Consider the following 17,428-nt stretch of genomic DNA (forward strand, 5'->3'; position numbering starts at 1 on the left):
CTTAATATATGGATAATTATTATTTCCAACCGCTAATAATAATACCTGCACCAAGTAAAACCACCAGCGCACCAATCCAATCTGTAGCGGCAAGGGAAACACCATCAACGACTTTTAGCCAGATCAATGCCGTCACAATATAAATGCCTCCATAGGTTGCATAAATACGTCCGCTGGCTTCAGGGTGTAACGTTAACAACCAAACAAACAGCATTAAACTGAGTACGGTGGGTACTAACAGCCAAATACTTCCCTGTTTTTTCATCCATAAATAAGGGAAGTAGCAACCTAAAATTTCTGCTATCGCAGTTAAAAAAAATAATCCAATAATTTTTAATGACATAAAAATATTTTCTTCTCAATAAAATCACTATTTATGCCACCTAATAATAGGTGGCATATTGTTTAAGCTTGCTTAACAAATAGCAGAGATACACGTCTTGCAATAGGCAAAACAAATAATACTGTTGGGAATGCAATCATCCATGAAATAGCCCATGAACTAATCCAAGGCTCATAAATTTCGGAGGTGAATCCTAGCGCACGAAGAGTACTTATTAGTGAAACAATACCGCTCATCACCAAAGATAAAAAGAAAGGCACCAGAAAAAATAGGGCTCTCATAGGAAGTTTAGGTATACCTAATACATAATTACGGTCTTGATATGACATACAGTCTCCATTAATCAGCGGATACACAACAGCATATAACTGTTGGTACAACAAAGTTATATGCGTTGATTAACGTAAACGCTTACGAGTCTTAGAGACCAATTGAGAATCATTCTAATCTTTAGATATACTTTGTCAATATACCTTTTTACACCTGCACTAATCCATTTTATGCAGATTATCCTGATAAGGAATTAAGCACTTCACTATTGCAAATTCTACCTATCCATTTATTATACGCCGTATAATAAATTAGAGCGAGAATACAGTGATGACGACTGGACATGTATTTATTGCAACCAGCATTGATGGCTTTATAGCCCGTGAAAACGGCGATATCAGCTGGTTACTTCAATTAGATTCAACCGGTGAAGATCACGGTTATGATGCATTTATTGCCAATATTGATGTGATTATTATGGGTAGAGGTACCTATGAGACAATAAAACATGTTCAACCTTGGTTTTATAATCGTCCGGTCATTGTGCTATCAAAAGTACTCGCTCAAGAAACTATCCCTGAAGAATTAATAGGAAAAGTACGCTTCATTGACCTATCCCCTAAAGAAGTCATGCAGATGCTAAAAGTAGAGGGATATCATCATGCCTATATTGATGGCGGGAAAGTAGTTCAATCTTTTATTTCTGAAGGCTTGATTCATGATCTTATCATCACTCGAATCCCCATTTTATTAGGTTCTGGTCGCCCATTGTTTGGTAAAATTCCTAACGATATTCACTTATACCATACACAAACTAAAACCTTTAATTCTGGATTTATCCAATCCCACTATGAAATAAAACAATCCTCGGATGAAGGCGAATAATGATGGATAAAGCATTGGTAGCAATAACACGAACGGTAGGACGCCCAAATAAGAAACAACCAAAAATATCAGCGGAGGCAATTGTCAGTGCAGCAATAATATTTATTGATTCCCATGGATTCTCAGCACTCAGTATGCGAGCGCTCGCTAAAGAAATGGGCATTAACCCCATGACAATTTATTACTATTTTGAAGACAAAGAGTGTTTAGTCAAATCGATTGCTAACCATGTTTACGCTAAGGTAATGCCTTGTTTATCGAAAACACCCATCGAACAAATCAAGCACCTCTTAACTGAATACCGAGAATGTATTGTTCGTTACCCTGAATTAACGTTATCAATATTTAATCACCCAAATGCGTTTCCTGAAGAGGCACAGCGGATAACCAATACTCTAATCGAGCTTGCGATAGAATTAAAATACTCTTTAGAGCAAGCCACGCTCTGGATACATATTTTAATTGATTTTACTCATGGCGCTGCACTCGCTGTATCAAATAGGAACAATATGGATAATTACGTCAGCGATATAAATTATTACCACCAAAGTATTGATGCTTTATTATATAATTTAAATAATGACTATATTTAATAACATAGCTAAGATACTAAACAACGGTTTTGAATAATATTATTTATTAGTTAGTTAAATAATTTATTCCCATTTCAATTAACGTTTTCAGGTATATTTCTTTGCTCACATAAACATTTAGAATATTTAATTTAATTAAATAGAGAAAATATGAGCAAAATTAATACATATATTACAAAAACGTCTATATTCCTCCCCGGTGAAGCCGTTGATAATAAAAATATAGAACATGTTTTAGGTTATATTGGTGAAAAGGCATCCCGTTCCCTTCGAATTGTGCTGAAAAGTAATGGAATCAAAAAACGCCATTATGTCCTCAACCCTTCCTCTGGCGTGGCTAATTTTAACAATGCACAAGTTACTGCAAAATCCATTCATGGATTAGTTGATAGTGATTTTTCCCTCAATGATATTGAATGCCTAGCCACAGGCACGACGCTGCCCGATCAACTAATGCCAGGTCACGGCGTCATGGTTCATGGGGAACTTGGAAATAAACCCTGTGAAGTTGTTTCAACATCCGGCATTTGCTTAGCAGGCTTAACTTCGTTGAAATATGCTTATTTGTCCGTCAGTTCTGGAACAACTACCAATGCAGTTTCAGCCGCATCAGAAGTTGTCTCTCCCGTTTTACATGCACGTAATTTCCAAGCTGAAAATGAGGCATTGGTCGAACAATTAGTACAGCGCCCAGAAATTGCTTTTGAAAAAGACTTTCTACGTTGGATGCTTTCCGATGGCGCCGGTGCATTCTTGCTGAAAAATCAACCTAATCCACATAGCTTATCATTACGCATTGATTGGATTGATATCTCATCGTACGCGAATGAAATTCCTGCATGTATGTATGCTGGGGCAGAAAAAGACAGTGACGGAAAATTAATTAGTTGGAAGCAGTTGAAACAAGAAGAATGGATTACACGGTCAATTTTTTCCATTAAACAAGATGTACGTTTACTTAATGAAAATATCATCGCCTTAGCGCTAAAAAAACCACTACAAAAAGTCATCGAAAAATATGGAATTTCAGCAAATAATATAGACTGGTTCCTTCCCCACATTTCATCCGAATATTTTCGTCAACCGGTATCTGAATGCTTGACTGACCTCAACTTTGCGATCCCTCAAGAGCGTTGGTTTACCAATCTCTCAGAGCGAGGAAATACTGGCTCTGCCTCAATCTACATCATGATCCATGAATTATTACATTCAGGGCGTTTAAATAAAGGCGAAAAACTCTTATGCTTTGTTCCTGAAAGTGGTCGTTTCTCTGGTGGATTTATGCATCTAACCGTTGTTTAATTCACTGTTATTAAAAAAAGATATGCTAACTACCTGTTCAAATGGACAATTAAGAATAAATGCAAAAAACTAACTTCTGATAGATAGGTCGTAGAAAAACTACGACCTTGGTAATATTGAGCGGTCTAACTTATTTTTTCGTCGCTAAAATTACACTAGATGCTTTGACAATAGCGGTAACTTTACTGCCTGCCTCTAATTTCATCTCTTCAATGCTATTATTTGTCACAACGGCAGATAATTTCGTTCCGGCATTCGTTGTCAAATGAACCACAGCATTCACACTACCTGTTTCAATCCCATCAATACGTCCACTGAACTGGTTACGAGCCGAAAAAAGATACTCGTGCTCATCCGAAACTAAGACAACCCATGGCGCCTTAATAATCGCAACAGCCTGCTTACCTTTTGCCAAGCCTAACAACTGAGTGCTATTTTTCGTGATCACCGCAGAAATTGTTTCACCATTACCTAAGCTTAAAACCACTTCATCATTAACGGCACCAGCCACAACTGATTCGACCGTTCCTGTAAGCTGATTACGTGCTGAAATTGACATAGAAAACCTCATTTAATGGAAGACGAGTGAATATTGAAACGATAGTAAGCTTTTTAAATATTGTTTACAAACGACTCAATCTTCTCATTTTCACAAATGAGCAATGAATCACAACTAAGGCTTCATTCGATAACTCTATTATTTTACTGAAAAAATTTAGTTCTCAATTTAGCTGTAACGCATCTTTACTTTATTAATTTGCAGAGCAACCTGTTGTAAACGGCGCTTTTGTGGTTAAAGCCGCTATCGCTTCACGATAACAAAGCTCCAGTTTTGCTCGGCTATCTGCCGTAATATCAAGATCCACCAAATAACCATCATTAATACCGTAGATCCAACCGTGAACCATAATATCCTGCCCTCTTTTCCAAGCAGATTGTAATACGGTGGAGTGGCCCAGATTATAAACTTGCTCAATCACGTTCAATTCACATAAACGATTAATACGTTCTGTTGGTTTAAGCTCACCTAACATGCGGCTATGTTTAAACCAAATATCTCGAATATGCAGCAGCCAATTATCAATTAAACCTAATTCCTTATTGTTAATCGCAGCCTCAACACCACCACAGCCATAATGCCCACAGACAATAATATGTTCCACTTTGAGCACATCAATAGCATATTGAATAGCAGATAAACAGTTGAGATCCGTGTGAACCACCAGATTCGCTATATTTCGATGAACAAATAGATCGCCAGGGCCAACTTTAATTAATTTTTCAGAAGGTACTCGGCTATCGGAGCAACCAATCCATAAAAATTTAGGTTGTTGGTCTTTTGATAATTGTCGAAAAAAGCTAGGGTCTTGTTCTTTAATCGACGTTGCCCATTCCCTGTTATTCACAAATAATTCTTTAATTTTATCCATCGCCATGTGGCACGCTCACTTACAAATCTTGCTATATATGATATTTCAAACGTGTTTATCAAAACGTAGTCAATTTAATTAATATACCTAAATTTACCAGAAGATTACTCTCAATCGGTTAATATGCAAAAAAACACCTCATAACCAATGATAGCCTCTACATTAAATTCGTCATTAATTTGCTTATCTTTCGCTTTATTCTTCTGCTATTTGCATTTTTAGCCAAAATGCTTGCTGGCATGCGTTAAAAAACTCTTTTCTTTGAGGTAAAACAGAACACCCCGCAGAATCAATAACTTGCCAAATAATCCAACATTCAGGACATTGGCTATCATTATCGGGAATAGATAATTCGATTTCTTCAGAGCATTGAAGAATAACCCCATCATGAAATCGCCACTGCCGGATAATTTGCATAACTTCCGACTGAGCATCTTGCTGGCGCTGATCAAAAATAACTTCACATGCGGCCTGCTTTTTCATGGTGCCTAATATGTATTTTGCTAACATAGTTTCGTTTTTTTCATAAAAATATCATGCCAATCGCATGCTTAAACAACCTTTATAAACACCTAAAAATCTTAACTCCGTAAAATAATTAGATATCAATTACAAAGTCTAAATAAAACCTAAAAAATACCGTTAATCCTATATCCTCAATTAAACTTAAATTATACGTTACTTTATCATTTCAAAAACGAAAGGTTTGTTATGTTTAAAAAATTACTTTTATCGATCATTTTAAGCGGTACGGTTGTTTCTGGCGCTATGGCCAATTCGGCCTGTTTACCTGTGACTAATCAAAGTTTAACGAAAAGCGGTTTGCCAACCCCTAAAAATAGCACCTCTTTTGCAAACTACACAGAGGTCACTAATAGCGTTTTCAGTGCCATAACTAAAGATATGACCTCAGAAGAGAGAAATGATGTAGTGTGCACCAAAGATGCCTTTAGCTATTCTATCTATATGTCTAATGAGCAGAAAATCGCGAAGGTATGTGAAACAAAAAGCGGCTGTGATGATTTAAAAACCATTTTCTTGGTTATTGCTAACATCGACATTAATGAAGGAACGGAAGCAAAATTAAAAGCGGCAATGGCAAAAGCAGGTATTACAGAAACCAACATTAGAGATACTCCAGCAAAACTAGAGCAATTTATAGGTCAGTACGAAACACAGTTTACCCAGCATTTTGGCGATTTAGAGTAAGGTTACTTTCCAGTCAAACCTAATATCGTTGAAAAATTAAAAAAGAACGGCTGCATTGTTTTGATTTAATCTTAACTTTCTGTCGATACAAAAAAGCCCTCAATATGAGGGCGTTAGTATTTTTATATCAACATTAATGTCAATAACAAACTGTACTTAGAAACGATACAGGCTAAATGCTTTCGGGTTAATGATTGGCTCTTTACCTAACAGAATATCTGCGGTCATTTCAGAGGAAACTGGGCTTTCAGTCATACCCCAGCCAGTTGCTGTGTTAATAACCAGACCTGGATATTCCTTGACTTCAGAAATAATTGGGTTTTCATCTGGTGCGATAGCCATCGCTCCGCTCCACTGGTCAATTAATTTAGAGTCTTTAAATGCAGGGAACTCAGTTTTCAGTTTTTCTAGAGATGAATTCAGTTCTGGTAAGTCTGGTAATGCCGTCATATCACGGTTTTTCTCAAATGGAGAAACTTCATCTAATTTCCAGCTGGTCTCTTGGGTAAACGAGTTAATCAGCTGTTCGTTTAATGAAATATGAACAGGGAAGTCTGGCAATGCTAACAATGGCAGATATTTATAGCCATAAGTGAAGGATTCTTTAACAACAGGTGCCACTATCACGCGTGGAGAAGTTGCATAGGTTCCATCGGCTTGTTCACGGAAGTAAATATTGCCTGGCAGAGCAACGTTTCCACCCGGTGCATTTGGTGCCGCGCTAATCAATTGTTGTGATTGATAAGCTGGTAATGTTGGAACATCTACACCCAGGTTTTGCATGAACAGACGAGACCAAACACCACCCGCAACAACAACTTGAGAAGTTTTGATTGCGCCTTTTTCAGTCACAACATCAGAGATCACACCCGCTTGAGTTTCTAAGCCACGCGCTGCACAGTTGGTATAGATTTTAATACCAATTTTCTTCGCGTATTCTGCCATAACGAATGCAGTAACTTCCGCATCGAAACTACCAGAATCTTCTTCGAAACCTGCAATTTTCCAATCAGATTTAGCACCACGAAGACGCTGATTTAACTCGCTTCCTTCGATCATGCGTGTTTTGAATGGAATATCAGAACCAACGTTTTTATGGCGCTCATCCATCCACTGGCGAACGTGAACCAGATCTTCTTCATCCAAAGGAACTTCTACACGGCCTTGAGTACGGTAAGTGGTATCAACACCCACCTTCGCATTCATATCACGCCAGCGATGTTTGCCTAAATGGTGTAATAAGAAGGTTTCATCGGTCATTTTGTATGTAATTGCCTGACCATAGAATCGAGATGATTGCTCTCCCGCAATGTTCCCTTTTTCTACAATCACGACTGATAACCCACGCTCAGCAAGGTTAATCGCCGTCATAACACCTAAGATACCAGCCCCAATAACAACAACATCAGATTGCTGTGGCAATGCGCCAGGCGTTCCTTCAACAAAACCAACACGTGGTTTACCCGGAACAAATCGCCCTTCACGAGTCAACATCGGAGTTAAAATACCGGCTCCCGCTGCGACAGCGACTACAGAACCACCAATAATAAATTTTCTTCTGGTTATTGCCATTTCGACACAATTCCTTATACACGATCAATATTACTTACCTAACAATTTCACCATTTTATATTATTTGTTAATCATTCGTAAACTATTAGTAAATCATGTTTATTTTATGTGTAATCCCACTTTTTTGTCTAATTACTCAGTTAAAAATAAATAAAAACTTCATTTGTTAATTTTCAAAAACCTCATTATTCCATTGAAAACAATTGATTTAATTGTGTTTTTTCGGCGGAAATAATAGCCCTTTGATTTTAAAGGAAAACACATAATAATCCATCATTTTTAGATTATTATTCATTAGCAACTAATGCTTATAGTTATAAAATAATCTCACTTAAAGGCTAACATTATTTGATTACAGCTAAATAACTCACTATTTTGGTAAGAAAAACAGATTTTATGAGTGGCGTATGGGCGCTATATATTGGTATTGCAGAATAGAAGTTGAACTTCGTAAATGATGACTACGATACAAAAACGTTAAAAGCGACTTTTCTCATCAAAACATCTATCAATACTTCAAATCATTTAACTCTAATGCCAATCGAACCATCATTGCGTTATGAAGTAGCACTCCCTTCACAATAACTTCTCGACGTTCAACTATTTCAAATTGATGATTTTTAAAAAATTCTTCAGCTGATAAGCTGACATATGACCATAGCTTGTTGATGCTTTTCGTATTAGCCACTTCAACAAGTTTATTCATAAGTGCGGCACCAATTCCGCAGCGAGGCTTCATAACAAAAAAATGGTCAATATACCCGTCATCTTGAAGATCTGCATATCCAACAATCTCTTCATCAATATATGCAATAAACGGCTTTAATATGTCCATTTTGCTTTGCCAATGCTCACGCTCATATAAATCAGGCGCCCAAGCTTCAAGCTGTTCTTCTGTATAATACGCAGCTGCAATACGATGAACTGAGGTATAAAATATTTCATGCAGTTTTTCTGCATTCTGAGGTTGATAAGGCTTTATTTGAATTTTCATATAAATCAGATAGTCACACCTTCAATATCCTTTAAAAACAAGACATTACCCTACACCACTAGGGATGGTGTATTTTAATTCCATTTTCGGGCTTGCGCTTAAACATAATCGTCGTGGATTCAAGAATACCACCAACCGATTGAGCGAAATCAGGAATTTCACCACTTATCTGCCATCCAAGGGAATTATATAAGCTAACCGTTATCCCTTTAGTATTGGTATCCAATGTTAAAAGCCTCAATCCTAAGTTCCATGCAACTTGCTCAGCCTCTTGCATCAATTTTCTTGCAAGTCCTTTACGCCTATATTCAGGTAACACCAATAACTTACAAATTTCTCCTCGGTGTTTACCATTTGGTTTTGCGCATAATTCAAGACCAACAACCCCAACGATTTGGTTGTCTAGCTCTGCTGAGATCAGCTTAAAACTATTCGTTGATAACGAATGATTGACGTCAATCCAATAGTTTCTCATCTCATTAATTTGAGCTTCTGCATCAGTATATCCAACACTTGCACCGCCAAGGACGCACTTATAAAGTACGTTAACAAGCTCATCGATTCTATTTTCACTTAGTTTTTTATCATAGCAATTAATTATCATATTGAGGCCTCAAATTAGAGATACCATTACACAGAATATAATTAGATTTAACTATGTCTTAATTAGATTTGCTTGTAACTAAAATTCAGTGGATTGGTTTGAATTTCCCAGATAATTTGGTGTTAATTTAAGTGTAGAGGGCTGAATTAATAGGGAATGTACAATATCTTTTGGCTTGTCACGCTTAATTGCTTTATTGGCTAGTTCCATAAACCGCCAGTATTGCATAGCGAAATAGTAGCGATTTAAAACGGTATCAGTAAACGTCGGTAGAATGAAATTTTGCTAGAGTGTTTGATAAACTTTGGAATTTATTTGGAATTGAAAGATTTCAGGAGACTTGATTAGAAGTGAAGATGGCGGAGGAGGAGAGATTCGAACTCTCGGATGGTTTCCCATCGGCGGTTTTCAAGACCGCTGCCTTCAGCCGCTCGGCCACCCCTCCGCAATGACGAGCACTATAATCATCTGCGCTTTCAATGTAAACCCCTAATTTGTTCGTTCGCTTTAAAAATAGACGCACATTGATTCAATGGATGAAATTATCAACATTTTTTCCTATTCCAACAGGGTTTACTTGGGTTATTGCTGGTTTTTTGCTAAATTTGCGGTCTACTTTTGTTTGGATAGAAATTAAGTATGTTGGTTTTTAATAATCAAGAAATTGAAACAGACTCGCAAGGCTACCTACTTGATAGCCAACAATGGAGCGAAGATCTTATTCCATTACTCGCTGCGCAAGAAGAAATTGAACTCACTGACGAGCATCTCGAAATTATCCGTTTCGTTCGTGCATTCTATTTAGAATTTAATACATCACCAGCGATCAGAATGTTAGTTAAAGCGGTTTCTCAACAGTTTGGAGAAGAAAAAGGCAACAGCCGTTATTTATATCGACTGTTTCCTCAAGGTCCTGCGAAGCAAGCGACAAAACTTGCAGGTCTTCCTAAACCCGTAAAATGCATTTAAGAACCTGCTAATCATTTAAGAATACATTAATAGCGGACGGAAAAATCCGCTATTGGTTCTGTATGCCAATTTTCACTAAAGTAGTGATCGATTTTAGCACCCGGAGGCCCGCCCGCTTTCAGCCAGTCATCGACAAACTCAATATCCTGCTCGGAACCATAAATAGCTAGTTTCACACTGCCATCATCCCGGTTATAAACAAAACCTTTGACCCCATTTTGATGAGCCCAATGATAGGTTTGGTAACGAAACCCAACACCTTGGACTCGTCCATAAATATAGAAATAACGACCTGTTGCTGTCATATAAGCCTCCGATGTCATTACTTAATCAATTAAAACCCTTTGGCGCAGTTGTTTTTTATTCATTCAGCAGATAATCTGATTATTGAGGCACTGCTTTTCGTTATTACTTAAAGACAGTGTATTGCGTTATGAGTAATTGTCCACACATTGGCTTGAAAACGCACAGCACTGCCCACATGTAGTTTACAGCACAAGCAAGGCTTTTAAGGAGGTCGCTATGATGATCACCAGTAAATATGGAATCGGGCAACAAGTCAGGCACAAACTTCTCGGCTACCTTGGGGTAGTTGTTGATGTTGACCCTGAATACTCGCTCGACCAACCACATGATGATGACATTGCATCCAACAGTACATTACGCGATCTGCCTTGGTATCATGTCGTCATGGAAGATGATAATGGGGAAGCGGTTCATACTTATTTAGCAGAAGCACAGATTACTTATGAGATGACTGATGACCATCCGGAACAACCTTCTATGGATGAGTTAGCAGAATCGATAAGATCCCAATTACAAGCTCCGCGTCTACGTAACTGACCATGAACGCAATCCAGTAAAGCAGCCCACCAGCTGCTTTATTTTTTTACATTACCGTCGATAAACTCGCGATACTTATTTTTCCAAACCTAACGCTGGAATTTCTTGTTTAGGACATTTATCCATCACACACTGTAATCCCGCATTTACAGCAATCTTTTGTGCCTCTTCGCTAATAACCCCTTTTTGCAACCATAGAACTTTAGCTTTAATGGCGACGGCTTCATGAGCAACGCCGACTGCAGCATCTGCATTTCTAAAAACATCAACCATATCAATAGGGTTAGGGATTTCACTCAGTTGTGCATAAACTCTCTGCCCTAATAACGTTTGCCCCGCGAGCTTCGGACTCACCGGAATAACCTGATACCCTTGATGTAAGAGGTATTCCATGACTTCATAGCTTGGGCGGTCTGTACGGTCACTCGCGCCAACTAATGCAATTGTCTTAACGCTTGTTAGAATTTCAGCAATTTCTTGATCTCTCATCAAAATATCTCCCAAAATCAGTAAACTATTCATATGCATTATGATATATGTTGTACATCTTTGTTCACTCAATTTTTAAGATGCGTGACAACTATTTATTGTGATGCAAATCTTGTTTAAGGGAACCTCATGGAATCTACCACCCGAAAAATCGCAGCTTCAAAAAATATTGCCTTAGTTGCCCATGACCACTGTAAATCATCCTTACTCGGTTGGGTAACCCAAAATAAAACGAAATTAAGCTCACACAAACTGTTTGCAACAGGTACCACTGGGAGCTTAGTCAATAAAGAAACCGGTTTACCCGTTACTGGCATGTTGAGCGGCCCAATGGGCGGTGACCAACAAATTGGAGCCATGATTGCAGAGCAGAAAATCGACCTACTCATTTTCTTTTGGGATCCGTTAAATGCCGTTCCTCACGATCCAGATGTCAAAGCGCTTCTGCGATTAGCCACTGTATGGAACATTCCTGTTGCCACTAACCCTGCTACTGCTGATTTTCTGATTACCTCTCCTTTCTTTGATGGGAAAATTGATATTGTGATCCCTGATTATCAAAGCTATTTAAATAAACGCACTAATTAATAGTACGCCTGAAAATAGTCGTAAATAAATAAAAAACTGCGCCATCAGTATACTCAATGGCGCAGTTTTCATTTTTAAGCTCTGAACTTTAATAAGCGATTTTTAAGGTTTTTTCTGTCTAGGTACGCCCATTTGCCTTAGCTCTTCAACAAACTCGGATGGATTATCAGGGTTATACAATAACCATGCTTGTTGCTTCGCTCTCGTCAATGCCACATAAAATAGTCGTCGCTCTTCCGCATGTTCAAAATGTTCAGGTTGCGGCAGCAAAGCGTCTTCAATAATCGACTCCCGCGCAGGCGCTGGGAACCCCTCTTTGCCACCATTTAAACCACAAATAATGACATGATCCGCTTGTTGACCTTTCGATGCATGCATGGTCATAAATTGAATTTTCAATTTCGGCCAGCGTGTTTCCGCTTTATTAAGAATTTCCGGTTTTAAATAATGGTAACGAGCCAAAATTAAGATATTTTCATCATCTAAAACATAACCACTCATTTTATCCAGCAAACGCTCTAGCGCATCTTCATACAATAAAACAACTGATTTCTTATTACCTTTTGTTAGGCTATTTAATGGCTTATCTAACTGGCTTGGGTTCTGTAACACAAAACGATTCGCAACATCACCAATGCGCTCATTAAACCGGTATGTTGTATCTAATGCGCATAAATCCCCTTCACCAAAATGCGTTTTAAATGACGTCGTCAAATCCAATTCAGCGCCACTAAAGCGATAGATTGCCTGCCAATCATCACCAACCGCAAATAAACAGGTTTGCTTATTTTGTTGGCGTAATGCATGTAATAATTTGGCTCTCAGTGGCGAAATATCTTGGAATTCATCAACTAAAATATGTTTCCACGGGCTAATAAAACGCCCTTTTTCAATAATATTGACCGCTTGATGGATAAGACCGGAGAAATCAATCGCACCTTCATCTTTGAGAGCACTCTTCCAAGCTTTCAATAACGGAGCCATTAAACGAATTCGTTTTTGGAATAGCGCACGAATTTCTTCCCGCGTATTGTCGACCATCTCTTTTTGGCTACCGCCATGAGAGCGGATCAAACTCAACCAGCGCTCTAGTCGAACGACCACTTTGCGACTAATTTTTTCATCATTCCAAAATTCACCGTCAGGAATATTCCACTGTAATTCTTCTGACAGCCACTCTCGCCAACCTTTCGCTTGGGCTTTTTTACTGGAGCACTGCTCTCGCCATTCATTCAACAAAAGAGATTGGCGCTTTTCGGTATCCGACTCTAACGCACTAATTATCGGTGACTTATTGCTACCTTCGCGGATAATCTGCAATGCAAGTGCGTGAAATGTCTTCGCCTCAATCTCTTTTTGTTGTAAACGAGATTGAATCCGCTCATTCATCTCTTCCGCAGCTTTACGTCCAAACGCCAATAATAAGATTTGCTCAGGTTTAGCCAGTTCTCTTAATAGAAGCCACCCAGCCCTTGCAACCAGCACCGACGTTTTTCCGCTGCCCGCTCCCGCTAAAACTAAAACATTATCTTCGCCATTAATAACTGATAATGATTGAGAATAATTTAATGGAGAGGATTCAATATGTTGGAAAAAATCATCATAGCGTGTTAGAACTGACTGGCACCAATTCTGATTATTTTGCTTGCGGCATTGTTCACTATTCGTTAGCCACTGCTTGCAAAATTGGTAATGTGCGGCACAGTTTTCAAATAAAGGCATTCGAACGAGGGGTAAAGGAAGTGATGAAAACTGCTGAGTGATCCTTTCTTTTATCGACTGCAAGCTACGTAAACTTAACCACGCATCTTGCTGAGTTTGTTGTAAAATCGACTGAGTTAAAGACGTCAATACTTGAGCACTGACCTCGCTCATTTCAACGCTCCATTGCTGCCATTTTTCATTCAAAAAATGGTAGAAACGCTGAGTTTGTTTCCACTCTGTACCGTGCAAACGAACGACTTGTTCATCTAAAACTTCAAATTCCAGTTCCCCCCAGACGATCCCACGCTTACAGCGAATATCGACTAGTTCATTGAAGGGAATAAGATATTGATGGTTTTCACCACTAACTTCGATGCCTGCATTAAGTAAGCGAACCCGATTATAGGGATGCTGAGCCAGGCGCTGTCCAATCTGTGTCGATTTCAGTTCCATACGTTCTGCACCTGTGTGAATCATTCGTGAAAATAATCAAAGCATAATTGCTAATAGTTTTTTATTCTACGTAAACACGTTATTCTATATAGATAAGGATTTGTCTTACCACTGAGGTACTTTGTGCTAACGCTGCTAACCAGTTATCGTCGTGTGCTCTATAACAGCCATATTTTATATTATACCCGAATCTTAATTGCGCTGACAGGCACAACCTTGGTTCCATGGCTTTTAGGCCTAGAGCCTAAAGTCACGATCCCTTTAACTCTAGGCGTTGTCGCTGCCGCACTCACTGACTTAGATGATAGATTGACTGGCAGAATAAAAAATTTAATTATTACTTTATTCTGTTTTTTAATTGCCTCAGTCTCTATTGAATTACTTTTTCCTTACCCTGTTTTATTCTTTTTTGGGTTAGCATTCTCAACCTGCGGTTTTATCTTACTTGGCGCATTAGGGCAACGTTATGCCACTATCGCTTTCGGTGCCCTGCTAATTGCAATATACACCATGCTTGGCGTACCTATTTTTGATACTTGGTACATCCAGCCAGCGCTCTTATTAACTGGCGCCATTTGGTACAACATTCTCACCCTTATCGGGCATATCCTGTTCCCTGTTCGCCCACTACAAGATGCCATTACGCAATGTTATCAGCAGCTTTCGGTTTATCTTGATGCAAAGGCAAACTTATTTGATCCTGATCTTGAAGATGACTATCAGCAATCAGTCTATGATTTAGCCTTAGTTAACAGTACGTTAGTCAGTACAATGAATCAGGCAAAAATATCGCTACTCAGTCGATTAAAAGGCGATAGAGGTCAGCGAGGCACGCGTAATACATTGCAATATTACTTTGTCGCCCAAGATATTCATGAACGAGCTAGTTCATCACATATTCAATATCAACAGCTTAGCCGCCGTTTGCGCCATTGTGATATTTTATTTCGCTTTCAACGCTTATTAACCATGCAAGCAAGAGCCTGCCAGCAGGTCGCTCAATCCGTTTTATGGCGCAAACAATATCAACATAATCCGCGCTTTGAGCGTACATTTACGTATATTGAAAACTCCTTGCAGCTACTCCAGCGACAATCTCCTGAATTACATGAAATCAAAGCATTACGAAACTTGCTAAAAAATCTCAAAGGTATTGATGTCCAACTAAAAGGCTTAAGCTTAGGCCAAGCTTCTTGGCAGCAAAATAATAAGCAAATTGAACAGTTATCTGATGAATCAGTCTCGGGTATTCGTGATGTATTTGCCCGCTTCAAACATCATTTAACCCCCAAATCCTCGCTGTTTCGTCATGCAATCAGAATGTCAGTCTTGCTTTGTACTGGATACTTGATTATTCAATTATTTGATTTAGAACGCGGTTATTGGATCTTACTCACTAGCTTATTTGTATGCCAACCCAACTATAATGCGACTAAGCGCCGTCTAGCATTACGTATTACAGGCACGTTATTAGGGATCGCCATTGGCTTACCTTTACTCAATATCGTGCCATCCATTGAGGGGCAACTCACCCTAATCGTTATCACCGGGTTACTGTTCTTCATGTTCCGTAGCAGCCAATATGCTCAAGCAACACTATTTATTACATTACTGGTGCTATTTTGCTTCAATTTACTCGGTGAAGGTTTCGAAGTCGCATTACCTCGAATAATCGACACTCTAATTGGCTGTTTTATCGCATTACTTGCCGTCAGTTTTATTTGGCCTGACTGGAAATTTCGACAGTTACCACAAGTAGTTCAGAAAACGATGGATAGCAACTGCCGTTATTTAGACGCTATTTTGCAGCAATATTATCAAGGTAAAGATAATAGCTTGGAGTACCGTGTTGCAAGGCGTGACGCCCATAATAATGATGCAGAATTTGCTTCAATTGTTTCAAATATGGCATCGGATCCTAAGTCATACCAAATTACGCAAGAGCAAGCATTCCGCTTACTGTGTTTAAACCATACATTACTAGGCTATATTTCAGCACTCGGTGCCCATCGAGAGCAAATGCAAAACGAAGCGAATCTCGCCTTATTAAATGATGCAATCTGCTATATCGAATCGTCTATTCAAGTCACATCCTTAGATCCCGCAATTATTGACGAAAAATCAGAGCGCCTAAGAGTGAGCTTACTGAATCGCATTGACCGTGCATCCAGCGATGACGATGAGAAAACTGTCTTGATCATGGAACAAACTAAATTACTGGTTGAATTAATTCCTGAAATAAAATCAATGATTAAACAGATTAGCTTGTCATAAAATAAACTGATGAGCGGGCATTAAAACCTATTAATGGTCATGCCCGCTGATTTGAGAGAATCAAAATTAGTTCATGCTGTTAAACCAGTTAATGAGCTCCTGCCGAGTTCGAGAAGGTAATACTTCACTATGGCAACCCTCAATAGCCGCAGCCAATCCAATCAACTGTTTTACACTTGGTATCAGCTTCCCATGCTGTTTTAGTTTCAAGAAACACGCTTTAGCACCGATCATAATGAGGTCTTCAGCATGGAAAATCCCAATTTTCCCAAGCGCCCTCTCCATTGCCATATTCATATTTGGCAAGTCCTTGATGCGTACCGCCGCCGACTCTCTTTGTTGGGTTTCTTCCATGGCTGAACGGTAAGCTAACTCAATGATATGACTCAATATTGATGGGTTACACCAGGCCTCTTCCGGAAGTTGGTAATAGCGCATCTCTAGAGGTATACCTCTTTTACTGTATACCAACCGTTCAAACCCAACTGATTCAAAATAGCTACGAGAAAACAGGCACCCACGAACATAGAAATGTCCATCCAATACTAACCCCACCAGTGCATTATCAATACACAAACAGTATCCACCGAAATGGTTTTTCTTTTTTAGTACACCAAACTGACCCAAAATTTGTTGTAAAAGGGAACTTCTTTCATTTTGTAATGACACTTTTTCATCTCCTTATGAATAAAAAAAACACAATCGTCCTTGAGCTTCAAGCAATAAAAAAACAACTGTTTTTACATATAATTATGTTTAATCAATTTTAAAGTTTCAGTTAAAAATGCCAAGTATAACTCGCATAAAAACCACAAAGTTGCGAAGCGCTTTGTAAAAATAGCCTTGATATTGTATAAATATACAGTTACTGTATGTTCATACAGCACTTATCTCCATGAAACATTG

Annotated in this window: 20 protein-coding genes and 1 tRNA gene; 8 read left to right on the forward strand and 13 right to left on the reverse strand. The window is 38.6% G+C overall.

All coding sequences use genetic code 11. The annotated features are described in order from the left end of the window. Positions 1 to 19: 19 nt before the first annotated feature. Both GKR61_RS01580 and GKR61_RS01585 read right to left on the reverse strand, forming a co-directional pair. Entirely contained in the window at positions 20 to 343 is a 324-nt protein-coding gene (locus tag GKR61_RS01580; protein ID WP_036951590.1) for a YnfA family protein, read from the reverse strand. A 62-nt stretch (positions 344 to 405) separates the two neighbouring features. Further along, positions 406 to 672: a DUF2798 domain-containing protein gene (locus GKR61_RS01585; protein WP_036951591.1), complete on the reverse strand. Its 267-nt coding sequence runs from the start codon at positions 670 to 672 to the stop codon at positions 406 to 408. 271 nt (positions 673 to 943) lie between these two features. Here GKR61_RS01585 and GKR61_RS01590 point away from each other — a divergent pair, with 271 nt between their 5' ends. The 3 genes from GKR61_RS01590 (at position 944) to GKR61_RS01600 (ending at position 3,393) form a co-directional block, all read left to right on the forward strand. Beyond that, positions 944 to 1,498: a dihydrofolate reductase family protein gene (locus GKR61_RS01590; RefSeq protein WP_036951593.1), complete on the forward strand. Its 555-nt coding sequence runs from the start codon at positions 944 to 946 to the stop codon at positions 1,496 to 1,498. Next, positions 1,498 to 2,091 carry a TetR/AcrR family transcriptional regulator gene (locus GKR61_RS01595; protein WP_036951595.1) on the forward strand — a complete coding sequence of 198 codons (594 nt, stop codon included), beginning with the start codon at positions 1,498 to 1,500 and terminating at the stop codon, positions 2,089 to 2,091. Before GKR61_RS01590 ends, GKR61_RS01595 begins: the two co-directional genes overlap by 1 nt. 150 nt (positions 2,092 to 2,241) lie before the next feature. Continuing rightward, positions 2,242 to 3,393 carry a beta-ketoacyl-ACP synthase III gene (locus GKR61_RS01600; protein WP_036951597.1) on the forward strand — a complete coding sequence of 384 codons (1,152 nt, stop codon included), beginning with the start codon at positions 2,242 to 2,244 and terminating at the stop codon, positions 3,391 to 3,393. 130 nt (positions 3,394 to 3,523) lie between these two features. Here GKR61_RS01600 and GKR61_RS01605 read toward each other — a convergent pair whose 3' ends face one another. From GKR61_RS01605 to GKR61_RS01615, 3 genes are all read right to left on the reverse strand, one after another. Continuing rightward, entirely contained in the window at positions 3,524 to 3,952 is a 429-nt protein-coding gene (locus GKR61_RS01605; protein WP_036951599.1) for a TOBE domain-containing protein, read from the reverse strand. A 193-nt stretch (positions 3,953 to 4,145) separates the two neighbouring features. Further along, positions 4,146 to 4,829, reverse strand: coding sequence for a carbonate dehydratase (can, locus tag GKR61_RS01610; protein WP_036951600.1), 684 nt, complete (start codon positions 4,827 to 4,829; stop codon positions 4,146 to 4,148). A 189-nt stretch (positions 4,830 to 5,018) separates the two neighbouring features. Further along, a complete protein-coding gene (locus tag GKR61_RS01615) occupies positions 5,019 to 5,333 on the reverse strand; it encodes a hypothetical protein (RefSeq protein WP_036951602.1) in 315 nt (104 codons plus the stop codon). A 201-nt stretch (positions 5,334 to 5,534) separates the two neighbouring features. On the opposite strand from GKR61_RS01615, the gene GKR61_RS01620 reads away from it, so the two are divergent. Then, positions 5,535 to 6,032, forward strand: coding sequence for a hypothetical protein (locus GKR61_RS01620; RefSeq protein ID WP_154600309.1), 498 nt, complete (start codon positions 5,535 to 5,537; stop codon positions 6,030 to 6,032). 156 nt (positions 6,033 to 6,188) lie between these two features. On the opposite strand, the gene GKR61_RS01625 is transcribed toward GKR61_RS01620, so the two are convergent. From GKR61_RS01625 to GKR61_RS01640, 4 genes are all read right to left on the reverse strand, one after another. After that, positions 6,189 to 7,604, reverse strand: coding sequence for an NAD(P)/FAD-dependent oxidoreductase (locus GKR61_RS01625; RefSeq protein ID WP_036951608.1), 1,416 nt, complete (start codon positions 7,602 to 7,604; stop codon positions 6,189 to 6,191). Positions 7,605 to 8,112: 508 nt separating this feature from the next. After that, positions 8,113 to 8,598, reverse strand: coding sequence for a GNAT family N-acetyltransferase (locus tag GKR61_RS01630; RefSeq protein ID WP_154600310.1), 486 nt, complete (start codon positions 8,596 to 8,598; stop codon positions 8,113 to 8,115). A 58-nt stretch (positions 8,599 to 8,656) separates the two neighbouring features. Then, positions 8,657 to 9,202 (reverse strand): GNAT family N-acetyltransferase, encoded by a 546-nt coding sequence (locus GKR61_RS01635; RefSeq protein ID WP_036951614.1) that lies wholly within the window; start codon positions 9,200 to 9,202, stop codon positions 8,657 to 8,659. Positions 9,203 to 9,559: 357 nt separating this feature from the next. Beyond that, positions 9,560 to 9,647: transfer RNA gene (locus tag GKR61_RS01640), tRNA-Ser, on the reverse strand. A gap of 194 nt (positions 9,648 to 9,841) precedes the next feature. Here GKR61_RS01640 and GKR61_RS01645 point away from each other — a divergent pair. After that, on the forward strand, positions 9,842 to 10,171 hold the full coding sequence (locus GKR61_RS01645; RefSeq protein ID WP_036951672.1) for a TusE/DsrC/DsvC family sulfur relay protein: 330 nt from the start codon (positions 9,842 to 9,844) through the stop codon (positions 10,169 to 10,171). 26 nt (positions 10,172 to 10,197) lie between these two features. On the opposite strand, the gene GKR61_RS01650 is transcribed toward GKR61_RS01645, so the two are convergent. Then, positions 10,198 to 10,476 (reverse strand): acylphosphatase, encoded by a 279-nt coding sequence (locus GKR61_RS01650; RefSeq protein WP_230083104.1) that lies wholly within the window; start codon positions 10,474 to 10,476, stop codon positions 10,198 to 10,200. Positions 10,477 to 10,693: 217 nt separating this feature from the next. Here GKR61_RS01650 and hspQ point away from each other — a divergent pair, with 217 nt between their 5' ends. After that, a complete protein-coding gene (hspQ, locus tag GKR61_RS01655) occupies positions 10,694 to 11,014 on the forward strand; it encodes a heat shock protein HspQ (RefSeq protein ID WP_006813539.1) in 321 nt (106 codons plus the stop codon). 75 nt (positions 11,015 to 11,089) lie between these two features. Here the strand turns inward: hspQ and GKR61_RS01660 are convergent, their stop codons facing one another. Beyond that, the gene (locus GKR61_RS01660) at positions 11,090 to 11,503 is read right to left on the reverse strand and encodes a CoA-binding protein (protein WP_108478988.1); all 414 of its coding nucleotides are present in this window, start codon (positions 11,501 to 11,503) and stop codon (positions 11,090 to 11,092) included. A gap of 129 nt (positions 11,504 to 11,632) precedes the next feature. On the opposite strand from GKR61_RS01660, the gene GKR61_RS01665 reads away from it, so the two are divergent. After that, positions 11,633 to 12,091 carry a methylglyoxal synthase gene (locus tag GKR61_RS01665; protein ID WP_036951676.1) on the forward strand — a complete coding sequence of 153 codons (459 nt, stop codon included), beginning with the start codon at positions 11,633 to 11,635 and terminating at the stop codon, positions 12,089 to 12,091. Positions 12,092 to 12,193: 102 nt separating this feature from the next. Here GKR61_RS01665 and helD read toward each other — a convergent pair whose 3' ends face one another. After that, a complete protein-coding gene (gene helD, locus GKR61_RS01670) occupies positions 12,194 to 14,248 on the reverse strand; it encodes a DNA helicase IV (RefSeq protein ID WP_108478889.1) in 2,055 nt (684 codons plus the stop codon). 123 nt (positions 14,249 to 14,371) lie between these two features. On the opposite strand from helD, the gene yccS reads away from it, so the two are divergent. Then, on the forward strand, positions 14,372 to 16,522 hold the full coding sequence (gene yccS / locus GKR61_RS01675) for a YccS family putative transporter (RefSeq protein ID WP_336426582.1): 2,151 nt from the start codon (positions 14,372 to 14,374) through the stop codon (positions 16,520 to 16,522). Positions 16,523 to 16,588: 66 nt separating this feature from the next. Here the strand turns inward: yccS and GKR61_RS01680 are convergent, their stop codons facing one another. Then, on the reverse strand, positions 16,589 to 17,191 hold the full coding sequence (locus tag GKR61_RS01680) for a TfoX/Sxy family DNA transformation protein (RefSeq protein ID WP_036951681.1): 603 nt from the start codon (positions 17,189 to 17,191) through the stop codon (positions 16,589 to 16,591). Between the last annotated feature and the right edge of the window lie 237 nt (positions 17,192 to 17,428).

The sequence above is a fragment of the Providencia sp. wls1916 genome, assembly GCF_009706585.1.
Lineage (GTDB): Bacteria > Pseudomonadota > Gammaproteobacteria > Enterobacterales > Enterobacteriaceae > Providencia > Providencia lanzhouensis.